Annotated in this window: 12 protein-coding genes; 8 read left to right on the top strand and 4 right to left on the bottom strand. The window is 68.6% G+C overall.

What is annotated here, in order from left to right; genetic code table 11:
• Positions 1 to 31 precede the first annotated feature (31 nt).
• The 7 genes from rimP to BS329_RS01345 all read left to right on the top strand — a co-directional run bounded on the left by rimP (position 32) and on the right by BS329_RS01345 (position 6,836).
• Positions 32 to 571, top strand: a complete 540-nt coding sequence (gene rimP, locus BS329_RS01375; RefSeq protein ID WP_076154941.1) for a ribosome maturation factor RimP — start codon at positions 32 to 34, stop codon at positions 569 to 571.
• Positions 568 to 1,608 carry a transcription termination factor NusA gene (nusA, locus tag BS329_RS01370; protein ID WP_076154939.1) on the top strand — a complete coding sequence of 347 codons (1,041 nt, stop codon included), beginning with the start codon at positions 568 to 570 and terminating at the stop codon, positions 1,606 to 1,608. The genes rimP and nusA overlap by 4 nt, the downstream gene beginning before the upstream one ends.
• Before the next feature lie 23 nt (positions 1,609 to 1,631).
• Positions 1,632 to 1,934, top strand: a complete 303-nt coding sequence (locus BS329_RS01365) for a YlxR family protein (RefSeq protein WP_143252786.1) — start codon at positions 1,632 to 1,634, stop codon at positions 1,932 to 1,934.
• Positions 1,935 to 2,078: 144 nt separating this feature from the next.
• Entirely contained in the window at positions 2,079 to 5,126 is a 3,048-nt protein-coding gene (gene infB, locus BS329_RS01360; RefSeq protein ID WP_076154938.1) for a translation initiation factor IF-2, read from the top strand.
• 71 nt (positions 5,127 to 5,197) lie between these two features.
• Entirely contained in the window at positions 5,198 to 5,491 is a 294-nt protein-coding gene (locus BS329_RS01355; RefSeq protein ID WP_076154936.1) for a DUF503 domain-containing protein, read from the top strand.
• Between the two features lie 30 nt (positions 5,492 to 5,521).
• Positions 5,522 to 5,998: a 30S ribosome-binding factor RbfA gene (gene rbfA / locus BS329_RS01350; protein ID WP_005168622.1), complete on the top strand. Its 477-nt coding sequence runs from the start codon at positions 5,522 to 5,524 to the stop codon at positions 5,996 to 5,998.
• Positions 5,979 to 6,836 carry an alpha/beta hydrolase gene (locus tag BS329_RS01345; RefSeq protein ID WP_076154934.1) on the top strand — a complete coding sequence of 286 codons (858 nt, stop codon included), beginning with the start codon at positions 5,979 to 5,981 and terminating at the stop codon, positions 6,834 to 6,836. Before rbfA ends, BS329_RS01345 begins: the two co-directional genes overlap by 20 nt.
• 214 nt (positions 6,837 to 7,050) lie before the next feature.
• On the opposite strand, the gene BS329_RS01340 is transcribed toward BS329_RS01345, so the two are convergent.
• The 4 genes from BS329_RS01340 to BS329_RS01325 all read right to left on the bottom strand — a co-directional run bounded on the left by BS329_RS01340 (position 7,051) and on the right by BS329_RS01325 (position 11,072).
• Complete coding sequence (locus BS329_RS01340) at positions 7,051 to 7,998, bottom strand: ABC transporter substrate-binding protein (RefSeq protein ID WP_076154933.1); 948 nt, start codon at positions 7,996 to 7,998, stop codon at positions 7,051 to 7,053.
• A gap of 18 nt (positions 7,999 to 8,016) precedes the next feature.
• Positions 8,017 to 8,784: an amino acid ABC transporter ATP-binding protein gene (locus BS329_RS01335; protein WP_076154931.1), complete on the bottom strand. Its 768-nt coding sequence runs from the start codon at positions 8,782 to 8,784 to the stop codon at positions 8,017 to 8,019.
• Positions 8,781 to 9,725, bottom strand: a complete 945-nt coding sequence (locus tag BS329_RS01330; protein ID WP_076154929.1) for an amino acid ABC transporter permease — start codon at positions 9,723 to 9,725, stop codon at positions 8,781 to 8,783. The genes BS329_RS01335 and BS329_RS01330 overlap by 4 nt, the downstream gene beginning before the upstream one ends.
• A 303-nt stretch (positions 9,726 to 10,028) precedes the next feature.
• Positions 10,029 to 11,072 carry a TRM11 family SAM-dependent methyltransferase gene (locus BS329_RS01325; RefSeq protein ID WP_076154928.1) on the bottom strand — a complete coding sequence of 348 codons (1,044 nt, stop codon included), beginning with the start codon at positions 11,070 to 11,072 and terminating at the stop codon, positions 10,029 to 10,031.
• 25 nt (positions 11,073 to 11,097) lie between these two features.
• Here BS329_RS01325 and BS329_RS01320 point away from each other — a divergent pair, with 25 nt between their 5' ends.
• On the top strand, positions 11,098 to 12,111 hold the full coding sequence (locus BS329_RS01320; RefSeq protein ID WP_076154926.1) for a DHH family phosphoesterase: 1,014 nt from the start codon (positions 11,098 to 11,100) through the stop codon (positions 12,109 to 12,111).
• The last annotated feature ends 19 nt before the right edge of the window (positions 12,112 to 12,130 follow it).

Below are 12,130 nucleotides of genomic sequence, written 5' to 3'. Positions count from 1 at the left end.
GTCGCCCACAGCCGGACAGGAGCGCTTCACCGTGCCCAACGACCTCGCCAGCAGGCTGGAGCCCATCGTGGCCGAAGCCGTCAAGGCCGCGGGTTTCGATCTCGATTCCTTCGAGGTCCAGCAAGCAGGCCGCCGTCAGCTGGTCAAGGTCGTCGTCGACGGGAACGACGGCGTCGGGCTGGACGAGGTGGCGAGCGTCAGCCGCGCCGTCTCCGCCGCGCTCGACGAGAACGAGCACGTGATCGCCAGCGCGTACACGCTCGAAGTCACCTCGCCGGGCCTCGACCGGCCGCTGACCGTGCAAAGGCACTGGCGGCGCGCGAAGTTCCGGCTCGTCAAGGTCACCCCGGCCGAGGGCGCCGCCTTCATCGGCCGCGTGGGACACGCGGGCGAGAAGGCCGCGCGCCTGCTCGTCGACGGCGAGATCCGGGACGTCCCTTACGCCTCGGTGGCCAAGGCGGTCATCGAGATCGAGTTCAAGCAACCACCTGCCGAGGACCTGAAACTGTTGGAAACCGATGCGTCGGCACTGAACGCCGCCACCACCGAACCGAAGGAGGAGCCGAAGTGAACGTCGACATCGCCGCGCTGCGCGCGATCGAACGGGACAAGGACATCCCCTTCGAGACGGTGATCGAAGCGATCGAGACCGCGCTGCTCACCGCGTACAAGCACACCGAGGGCCACCAGCCGCACGCCAGGATCGACATCGATCACAAGAGCGGGCTGGTCCGCGTCCTCGCCCACACCCTCACCCCGGACGGCCAGACCGACGAGGAATGGGACGACACCCCCGAGGGCTTCGGGCGGATCGCCGCGACCACCGCCCGGCAGGTCATCGTGCAGCGCCTGCGCGACGCCGAGCACGAGAAGACCTTCGGCGAGTTCTCCGCCAAGGAGAACGAGATCGTCGCCGGCGTGGTGCAGCGCGACGCCCGCGCCAACGCCCGCGGCATGGTCGTCATCCAGGTCGGCGACATCGAAGGCGTGCTGCCCTCGGTCGAGCAGGTGGCGGGCGAGTCCTACGAGCACGGCAGCCGGATCAAGGCCTACGTCGTCACCGTTTCGCGCGGCAACCGCGGCCCGCAGATCACGCTGTCGCGTTCGCACCCGAACCTGGTGAAGAAGCTGTTCGCCCTCGAGGTCCCCGAAATCGCCGACGGCACGGTCGAGATCGCGGCCGTCGCGCGCGAACCGGGACACCGCACCAAGATCGCGGTCCGCTCGACGGTGCCAGGCGTCAACGCCAAGGGCGCGTGCATCGGCCCGGTCGGTGCCCGCGTGCGCAACGTGATGAGTGAACTGGCAGGCGAGAAGATCGACATCATCGACTTCTCGGAGGACCCGGCGAGGTTCGTCGGGAATGCGCTGTCGCCCGCGAAGGTTGTATCGGTTCGTGTCGTCGACGAGCGGGCGAAGACCGCTCGCGTCGTCGTCCCGGACTTCCAGCTTTCGCTCGCGATCGGCAAGGAGGGCCAGAACGCCCGCCTCGCCGCGCGCCTCACCGGATGGCGGATCGACATCCGCAGCGACGCCGCCCCTGAGCAGGGTGACGAAGCACACGCCGAGCAGGCGCGGCCCGCTGCGGCAACCGGTTCGGCTGAGTGAGGGTCGAAGCGCTAGACTTACGAGTGGTTCAGAGCCCGCGGCCGGGAACCGACCTCCAGTATGACCGGGAATCCCCGGTCCGCACCTGTGTGGGTTGCCGTCGGCGGGCCTTGATCGGCGAGTTGCTGCGAGTGGTCGCGGCGGATGGACGGCTGATCGTCGACGAACGTCGGCGGTTGCCGGGCCGGGGTGCCTGGTTGCACCCCGTGCCGGACTGTCTGGCCAAGGCCGAGCGGCGCAGGGCGTTTCCCCGAGCACTTCGTGTTCCGGGGTCGCTCGACGCCCAGGGTGTCCACGAACGCCTGGAGCGACTCGCCGAAGGCTAAGGGCGCCGGGACATCCCCGGCGCCGGATGGAATCAGGAAGCAGGTCGACCCGTCATGAGTCAGCCGTGAAGCTGAATCAATGAACGCGCGACAATAGGACGAGGTCTGCGGGTCTGCCGCCGGCCTCCCCAGATGAGGAGAGCTGTGCCAGGCAAGGCCCGAGTACATGAGCTCGCGAAAGAGCTCGGCATCACCAGCAAGGAAGTTCTCGCCAAGTTGAAGGAACAGGGCGAGTTCGTGAAGTCCGCGTCGTCCACCGTCGAGGCGCCGGTCGCCCGCCGTCTCCGTGACGCGTACCCGTCCAAGGACGGCAAGAAGAAGTCGGTTCCGACCCCCGGCCCGCGCCCTTCGCCCGCGCCTCCCGCGAAGCCCGCTGCCCCGGCTCCGGCCGCGAAGCAGGCTCAGCCGGCGCCCGCGGCGAAGACCGAGGCTCCGGCCGCTCCGGCGGCCTCCGCCCCCGCGGCGTCCGCTTCGTCGGCCCCGGCTCAGCAGCCGTCCCGCCCCTCCACCCCGGGTGTCCGCCCGGGTCCGCGCCCCGGCCCCCGGCCGCCGGCGCCCAAGGAAGAGGTGGCTCCGGCGGCGAAGGCCGCTCCGGCGGCCGAGCCGAAGCAGTCCGAAACCAAGGAAGCCCCGGCAGCACCGGCCACCCCGCCGGCGTCCTCGACGCCGTCGCAGGGTTCGGTCGTGCCGCCGAAGCCGCAGGGCCCCAAGCCCGGCGGCCCGAAGCCCGGCCCGCGCACCCCGCGTGTCGGCAACAACCCGTTCGGCGTGGGTTCCGGTTCCCCGGCCCAGCGTCCGTCCGGTCCGCGTCCCGGTGGCGGCCAGCAGGGCGGCGACAACCGCCCGCCGCGTCCCGGTGGCGGGCAGGGCGGCGACCGGCCGGCCCCGCGTCCCGGTGGCGGCGCTCCCGGCGGTAACCGGCCGAACCCGGGCAACATGCCCCCGCGTCCGAACCCCGGCATGATGCCGGGCCGCCCGGCCCGTCCGGCCGGTGGCCCCGGCGGCGGCCGTGGTGGTCCTGGCGGCGGAGCCCGTGGTGGCCCCGGCGGCGGCGCTCGTGGCGGTCCCGGTGGCGGCGGCGGAGGTTTCCGCGGCGGTCCCGGTGGCGGTAGCGGCGGTGGCGGTGGCGGTTTCCGTCCCGGTGGCGGCGGTGGCGGCGGTTTCCGTCCCGGTGGCGGTGGCCCCGGTGGCGGCGGCGGTGCCCCGGCCGGTGGTGGCGGTTTCCGTGGCGGCGGCGGCCGTGGTGGCCCCGGTGGCCGTGGCGGTACCGCGGGTGCCTTCGGGCGTCCCGGTGGCCCCGCTCGCAAGGGCCGGAAGTCCAAGCGCCAGAAGCGCATGGAGTACATGGACAACATGCAGGCGCCCAGCGTCGGCGGCGTTCGCCTGCCCAAGGGCAGCGGCGAAACGATCCGCCTGCCGCGTGGCGCTTCGCTGACCGATTTCGCCGAGAAGATCGACGCCAACCCGGCTTCGCTGGTGCAGGTGCTCTTCCACCTCGGTGAGATGGTCACGGCGACGCAGTCCGTGTCGGACGACATCCTCGAGCTGCTCGGCGGCGAGATGAACTACGTCGTCCAGGTCGTCAGCCCGGAGGAAGAAGACCGCGAGCTGCTGGAGACCTTCGACATCACCTACGGCGAAGACGCGGGTGAAGAAGAGGACCTGCAGGTCCGTCCGCCGGTCGTGACCATCATGGGTCACGTCGACCACGGTAAGACCCGACTGCTCGACACGATCCGCAAGTCGAAGGTGCGCGAGGGCGAAGCCGGTGGCATCACCCAGCACATCGGCGCCTACCAGATCGAGACCGAGCTCGAGGGCAGCCCGCGTCTCGTGACGTTCATCGACACCCCGGGTCACGAGGCGTTCACCGCCATGCGTGCTCGTGGTGCGAACGCCACGGACATCGCGGTCATCGTGGTCGCGGCCGACGACGGCGTCATGCCGCAGACGGTCGAGGCGATCAACCACGCGCAGGCCGCCAAGGCCCCGATCGTGGTCGCGATCAACAAGATCGACAAGGAGGGCGCGAACCCGGACAAGATCCGGCAGCAGCTCACCGAGTACAACCTCGTGGCCGAGGAGTACGGCGGCGACACGATGTTCGTCGAGATCTCGGCGCGGGAGAACATCAACATCGATGGTCTCCTCGAGGCGATCCTGCTGACCGCGGATGCCGCACTTGACCTGCGGGCCAACCCGAACATGGAGGCGCAGGGTGTCGCGATCGAGGCGCACTTGGACCGCGGTCGCGGTCCGGTCGCCACGGTGCTGGTCCAGCGCGGAACGCTGCGCGTCGGTGACTCCGTCGTCGCCGGTGACGCGTATGGCCGCGTGCGGAAGATGGTCGACGAGCACAACGTCAACATCACCGAAGCGACCCCGTCGCGTCCGGTCCAGGTCATCGGGTTCACCTCGGTGCCCGGCGCCGGTGACACGTTCCTCGTCGTCGACGAGGACAGGGTCGCCCGGCAGATCGCCGAGCGGCGTTCGGCCCGTACTCGCAACGCGCTCAACGCGTCGCGTCGTAAGCGGGTCAGCCTGGAAGACCTCGATGAGGCCTTGAAGGAGACGAGCACCCTTAACCTGATCATCAAGGGTGACAACTCCGGTACGGTCGAGGCCCTCGAAGCCTCGCTGATGCAGCTGGATGTCGGCGAAGAAGAGGTCGAACTCAACGTGGTCCACCGCGGTGTCGGTGGCGTCACGGAGTCCGACATCGACCTGGCGACCGCGTCCAACGCGATCGTCCTCGGCTTCAACGTGCGGGCACAGGGCAAGGCGACCGAGCGGGCCACCCGCGAGGGCGTCGACGTCCGGTACTACACGGTCATCTACCAGGCGATCGACGAGATCGAAGCCGCGCTCAAGGGCATGCTCAAGCCGATCTTCGAAGAGGTCGAGCTTGGCAAGGCCGAGATCCGCGGGATCTTCAAGTCGTCGAAGGTCGGTACGATCGCCGGTTGCATGGTCATCTCGGGCGAGATCCGGCGTAACGCCAAGGGACGTCTCCTCCGTGACGGCAACGTCATCGTCGAGAACCTGCCGATCAACTCGCTGAAGCGCGAAAAGGACGACGTCACCGAGGTCCGCGAGGGCTTCGAGTGTGGTCTCACCTTGGGCAACTACAGCGATTTGAAGCTCGGCGACGTCATCGAGACGTACGAGCAGCGCGAAAAGCCGCGTGCGTAAGTGACACGGCGGCGCTCCCTCGCAGCTGGGCGGGGGAGCGCCGCTTCACTGCTATCCAACCCAGAACTCCCATGTTCGTAGGAGCTCTTGAGCTCGACATCCTGCTGGGCGACGTCCACTCGCTCAAGCAGAAGCGATCCGTGATCAAGCCGGTGCTGGCCGAGGTACGCAGGCGTTTCGACGTCTCCGTCGCCGAAGCCGGTCAACAGGATCTGCACCGGCGGGCGCTGATCGGTGTGGCCGTGGTCGCGGCGACTGGCGAGCACGTCCGTGACGTGCTCGACTCGTGTGAGCGCTTCGTGGCCGGAAGGCCGGAGTTCGAACTGCTCTCCGCCCACCGCCGGTTGCTCGGCCCGGATGACTGACGGAAAGATCTTTCGAGGAGACGAATCCCCATGGCCGACCCCGCTCGGGCTCGCAAGCTCGCCAAGCGGATCTCACAGATCGTCGCGCACGCGATCGAGCACGACATCAAGGATCCGCGGCTCAACCATGTGACGATCACCGACACGAAGATCACGGCGGATCTGCACGACGCCACGGTCTACTACACCGTGCTCGGCGAAAACCTGGAGTCCACACCCGATCACGCCGGTGCCGCGGCGGCGCTGGAATCCGCTCGTGGCGTTCTGCGCACGAAGGTCGGGCAGGGCACGGGGGTCCGCTACACGCCGACGCTGGCCTTCGTGGCCGACAGCATTCCCGAGGACGCCAAGCGCATCGAGGACCTCCTCGCGAAGGCCAGGGAAGCCGACGCGGAGGTCGCCCGCCGGGCGACCGGCGCGCAGCACGCCGGTGAAGCCGACCCGTACAAGCCGCCGCGGGAAGAGGCCGAAGACGATGAGTTCGCCGATGAGGAGACCCGGAGCTGACGGAGTGGGCCACGCCGTGAGCCGGCGTGGCCTGCTGCTGGGGGCCACCGCGCTGACGCTCCTCGCGGGGTGCGGCACGGAGAAACCACCGCTGATGGGGCCGCCGCCGGTGGCCCCGCCGAACAGCCCGACGCCGCTGACCGAAGCGGTCACGGTGCAGAAGATGCGGTCGGCGGCCCGGAAACGGGACGTCAACCTCGTCATCATCGCGCCCGATCGCGGCTCGCGAGTCGGGATGCCGGTCTGCGTCGCCCTGCACGGGCGCGGCGCGGACGCCCGGACGTTCCTGAACCTGGGGGTGCAGGAAGCGCTGAACCAGGTCGTCGCGGCCGGACTGCCCGGTTTCGCGGTGGCCGCCGTAGATGGTGACAACTACTGGGTCGATGTCGGCGAGGGCGACGACCCGCAGCGGATGCTGACCGGCGAACTGCCCGGCTGGCTCGCCCAGCGTCAGTTGCGGCCGCCGTCGGCGATGTTCGGGATCTCGATGGGCGGTTTCGGCGCGCTGCGCTACGCCCGCGAGCACAAGGATCTCAAAGCCGTCGCCGTCGCGAGCGCCGCGCTGTTCGTGAGCTGGCCCGATGCCAAGTCCCGCAAGGTTTTCGCGGATCGCGGGCACTGGGAATCGCATGAGCCGCTGCTGCACACCGGCGATCTCTCGGCGTCGTCGACCGGGGTGTGGTGCGGGAACTCGGATCCCTTCGCCCGCGCCGACCGCAAACTCATCAAGGCGCTCGACCCCGCCGTCGCGAAGATGTCCCCCGGCGAGCACAACGACGACTACTGGCGCGGCATCATGCCCGAAGTCATGAAGTTCGTGGGGGAACGCATCGCCTGACCGGGGTCACGCGGGGCTGATCACGTGAGTTCCGGGTTTGCCGAGGGCGGTCGCCTCGGGACAGTGGCCGCGGAGCGTTTCCTGTGTCTCGAAGGCCACCGTTGAGACGTTGATCGTCTCAGCGGTGGCCTTCAGGACAGCTCAGTTGAGCAGCACTTCGGCCGGGGCGAGAGCTGGGCGAAGTGACGCGAGCAGGGAACCAGCAACAAGAGGACTACTTGCGGGGGAGGCCCTGGGGGTTGATCTCCGAGGTCGCCACCGCCTCGTTCCCCAGGTTCCACCGCTTGAGCACCTCGGCGTACCGCCCGCTCGTGAGGACCGACTGGATGGCCTGGCGCAGCGGTTCGGCCAGGCCGTTGCCCTTCTTGGTCATCGCGGCGATGTCGGCCGGGATCTGACCACCGCCGGAGACCGTGCCGACGATCTTGGTCTGCCCGTCGACGGTGACGTGGTACGCGGCCGTCGGGTTGGGACCGGCGTAGGAGTCGATCCGGCCGGATTGCAGCGCGAGGTAGTAGTCGGTGGTGTTCTGGAAGTACTGGAACTCCACCGGTTTCAGGCCCGCGGCCTTGTTCTGTTCGTCCCAGCGCACCAGGATCTGCTCCTGGTTCGTCCCGGAGCCCACGCCGATCTTGAGGCCCGCGATGTCCTTGGGCTCCTTCACCGTGAGGTCGCGGTTCTTCTTGACCTCGAAGGCGATGGTGTCCTTGCGGTAGGTCGCGAAGTCGTACTTGTCCTTGCGTTCCTCGGTCACCGTGATGTTGGAGAACCCGGCCGCGTATTGGCCGGTCTCCACCGACAGGAAGAGGTTCTCCCAGGACGTGGCCTGGATGTCGAGTTCCAGTCCCAGCACGTCCGCGACCAGTTGCGCGATGTCGACTTCGACGCCGATCACCGTCTTGTCGTCGTCGGCGCGGAACGACAGCGGGGGAGTGCCGTTGCCGGTGGTGCCGATGGTCAGTTTGCCGGTGTCGCGCACCGCCTTCGGCACCAGGTTCGCGACGGCGTCGACCTTCTGCGCGCGGATCCGGTCCTGGTGCGCGGTGATGTTGATCCCCTCGGAACCGGGCCGAGGCGCGGCGGGGGCAGCGGCCTCGGTCGTCCCACACGCGGCCAGCGCGACCGTGGACAGGAGCAGGATCGGGTACAGGAGCTTTCTCACGGTGGTACTCCCAGCTTTCTAAAGGACTTTTTCGAGGAACGCCTTGGTGCGGGGATGGGTGGGCGAATCGAGGATCCGCGCGGGCGCGCCCTGTTCGACCACGCGGCCGGCGTCCATGAACATCACGGTGTCGGCGACTTCCCTGGCGAAGCCGATCTCGTGGGTGACGACGATCATGGTCGTGCCGTCGTGCGCGAGCTTCTTGATCACATCGAGCACTTCGCCGACCAATTCCGGGTCGAGCGCGGACGTCGGTTCGTCGAACAGCAGGACTTCCGGTCGCACCGCGAGCGCGCGGGCGATCGCGACCCGTTGCTGCTGCCCGCCGGAAAGCTGCCGCGGATACGTGTCGGCCTTGTCTTCGAGGCCGACCTGCGCGAGCAGTTCGCGTGCGTGGCGGGTCGCTTCCGAGCGGGACCGGCGTTGCGCGGAAACCGGTGCCTCGACGATGTTCTCCAGCGCGGTGAGATGCGCGAACAGGTTGAAGTTCTGGAACACGAACCCGATTTTGGTGCGCTGCTTGAGGATTTCGCGTTCGCGCAGTTCGTGCAGCTTGCCGCCCGCGCGCCGGTAACCCATCAGTTCGCCGCCGACGCTGATGAATCCGCGATCGGCGCGGTCGAGGTGGTTGATCAGCCGCAGCAGCGTGGATTTGCCGGAGCCGGACGGGCCGAGCACCACGGTCACCTCGCCGGGGCGGACCTGGAGGTCGACCCCGTCGAGCACGGTCAGCGTGCCGAAGGCCTTGTGCACGCCGCGGACGTCCACCTTGAAGTCGTCGCTCATCGGGCCGCCTTGAGTTTGGCCAGCCCGGCGCGGGCCTTCTGGAGGGGAGTGGGCGGGACGGTGCGCAAGGCGCCCTTGGCGTAGTGGCGTTCGACGTAGAACTGCGCCACCGAAAGGAGCGTGGTCAGCAGCAGGTACCAGGCGGTGGCCACCAGCAGCAGCGGGATCACCCTGCCGTTCCGGCTGTAGATCACCTGGACCTGGTAGAAGAGTTCCGGCAGCGCCATCACGTACACCTGCGAGGTGTTCTTGACCATGCCGATGATCTCGTTGGCCGCGTTCGGCACGATCGAGCGCATCGCCTGCGGCAGCACGATCCGGCGGAACTGCCTGCCCGCCGGGATGCCGAGCGCCGCGGCCGCCTCCCGCTGTCCCTGGTCGACGGCGAGGAAACCGGCGCGCACGATCTCCCCGGAGTAGGCGGCCTGATGCAGGCCGAGGCCGAGCCCGGCGGCGAGGAACGGCGGGATCAGGCTCATCGTGTCGATCGAGACGAAGGAAGGGCCGAACGGGATCCCGAAGGAAAGCTCGTTGTAGAGAATGGCGAGGTTGTACCAGAAAAGCAGTTGGAGAATGAGCGGGACCGAACGGAAGATCCAGGTGTAGGTCCAGCTGGCCGAACGCAGAAGCGGATTCCGGGAAATGCGCATGAGTGCCAGGATCGTGCCCAATACGAAGCCCGACACCACGCCGAACACCGTCAATTCGACCGTCAGCACGATCGAGGAGAGAACGGCGTCGGCGAATACGTAATCGGCGACGACCGACCAGTCCCATGCCTGGTTGGTCACCAGCGCGTGTCCGGCCATGGCCACCAGAACGGCGACGATCGCCGCGGCCAGCCAGGTCAACGGCCGCCGGGCGGGCACGATTTTGAGCCGCTCCTCCGGCCGGGCAGGTGCCGGCGGTGGCGCCGGAGGCGCGTCTAGGTCACTGGTCATACGACACCTGTCTCGCGGGAAATGGGCAGCCTGAATCCGGCTCGAGCGGAAAGATCGAAAAGGAATGCCGTCGGGGCGGCATTGATCGCCGATTGCGTTCTCGTCGAGCCGACTTTAGGAAGGCGTGCCCGTTCCGGTCAACGAACCCGGCTCCGGTTCCAGATGCTGGAAGCCCGACCACCGCAAGTAGTCCTCTACTTGCGGTGGTCCGCGATACGAACTACCGCAAGTAGAGGACTACTTGCGGTGGTTGGCGGTACGAACTACCGCGAGTAGAGGACTACTTGCGGGAAGGGGCGGGGTTCAGACGGGTTTGGACGCGACGATCAGGTCCCGCACGATCGCCTGGTCCACCCGGTGCGAGAACTCCGCGAACGGGCCGTCCTCCCGGACCTCCAGTCCCGCCTTGTCCAGGATCGCGGCGAGTTCTTCGCGCGGCGCGACGTTGGTGTTCCAGGAGACGCCGAGCGCGCCGCCGGGCCGCAGCACCCGCGTCCACACCGGCACCGCGGCCGCGAGCAGGTCCCGCGGGCTGCGCGCGAGCGACGCGTCCTGGGTGCGATGGCTGCCGTGCTGCACGCCGTACGGGGCGTCGGTGACGATGAGGTCGACCGAGTTCGGCCGCAGCAGTTCGTCCGTGGTGAGCGTGTCGCAGTTGAGGTAGCTCAGCCTGCGGACCTCGCCGGCCTTGTACCGCTCCTTGGTGATCCCGAAGCCGATGTCGAGCCGCCTGCCGAGCCGGACCTTGTTGCGCCGCACCTGCCCGGCTTCGGCGGTGTGCTTGATCCGCTTCTGCTTCAGCCAGGTCTTGACGAACAGCTCATAGGAGTCGAAGTCCTTGCCGTCGACGTCGAGGCCGGTCGCGTCGAAGCCGTACATCATCGCCTGGTTCAGCGTGGTGCCGCGGCCGCACAGCGGATCCAGCAGGTGCAGCGGTTTGTCCAGCATCGCGGCCGGGTCCGCCGTCGTCAGCAGGGTGACGTTGACGAGGAGTTTGGTGAACAGTTCGTTCGTCTTGCCCGGGTACTTCTGGATGGTCAGCAGATCCGAGTCGAAGTTCGCCAGCGGGCTGATCGTGACCGGTTTCAGCACACCGTCCCCGAGTTCGAACAGCGCGTACAGCGCGGAAAGGTTCGACAGGAGCGCGAGATCGCGTCCGCTCAGCGGGGCGGGCGTGCTGAAGGTGAGATAGCCGACGCCGCCGAGTGTCGTGTCCCCGATCTCGGAGATCTCGGTCTCCAAAGCGGACAGGCCGAACACCGCCAGCTCCGCGCGCAGCAAGGCCGGGGTGGAATCGGTGTACACCCGGTTGGCGGACGGGTAGACCAGGATCGCGTACTCGGACATCCCGCAGAGCGTAGCTTGACTGCTTGTGACGACCACTTTGGCGCAGGACCTCAAGGACGCCGCCGCCCTGCTGGCGCGTGCGAACGACGTGACATTGCTCGGCCACGTGCGCCCGGACGCGGACGCGCTGGGCAGCGCGCTCGCGCTCGGCAGGGCCCTTCAGCTGAGGGGAGGCGCCAAGGTCCGTGTCTCGGTCGGCGAGCCGGAGGAGATGCCCGAAACCCTGAGTGGCCTGGACGTCGGCGGGCTCTACGTCCCCGCGAGCGAGCTTCCGGAAAGTGAACAGCTGCTGGTCGCGCTCGACACCCCCACCCCGGGCAGGCTCGGGAAACTCGCGCCGCGCGTGGACGCCGTCCGCGCGGCAGGCGGCGACGTCCTGGTGATCGACCACCACGCGTCCAACGTCTTCTACGGCACCAAGCACGTCGTCGACGACACCGCCGAGGCGACCGCCGTCCTCGTTTTCGCGTTGCTCCAGGAACTCGGCGCCGAGATCGACGAGCCGATCGCGCGCTGCCTGTATGCGGGACTGGTCACCGACACGAGCGGGTTCCGCCGGGCCCGGCCGTCCACCCACCTGATGGCGGCGAAGCTGCTCGAAGCCGGTGTCGACCCGGACAAGGTGGTCCGCGAGATCGTCGACGATCACCCGTTCGCGTGGCTGCCGATGCTTTCCGACGTCCTCGCGGGGGCCCGGCTCGAACCGGAGGAGGCGCGCGGCTTCGGGCTCGCGTACGCGGTCGTGACGCTCGACGCCGCGCGAACCGTGCGCGGGGAGGAGGTCGAAGCGGTCATCGACGTCGTCCGGTCCACTCGCGAGGCCGGGGTCGCCGTGGTGCTCAAGGAAACCGAACCGGCCGGGCCGCGGCAGCGGTGGACGGTCTCGCTCCGTTCGGCGGGCGGTGTCGACGTCTCGGCCGCGGCCGGGGAACTGGGCGGCGGCGGACATCGCCAGGCGGCCGGGTGCACCGCGGAGGGCACGGCGGGCGAGGTTCTCGACAAGCTGAGGGCGGCACTGTCGAGGGCGCCGCTGCTGTAACCCCGGGCGGGCGGTGTCA

Source organism: Amycolatopsis coloradensis, from assembly GCF_001953865.1.
Classification (GTDB): domain Bacteria; phylum Actinomycetota; class Actinomycetes; order Mycobacteriales; family Pseudonocardiaceae; genus Amycolatopsis; species Amycolatopsis coloradensis.
Note: the sequence above shows the minus strand (reverse complement) of the source record. Positions and strands in the feature narration are given on the sequence as shown.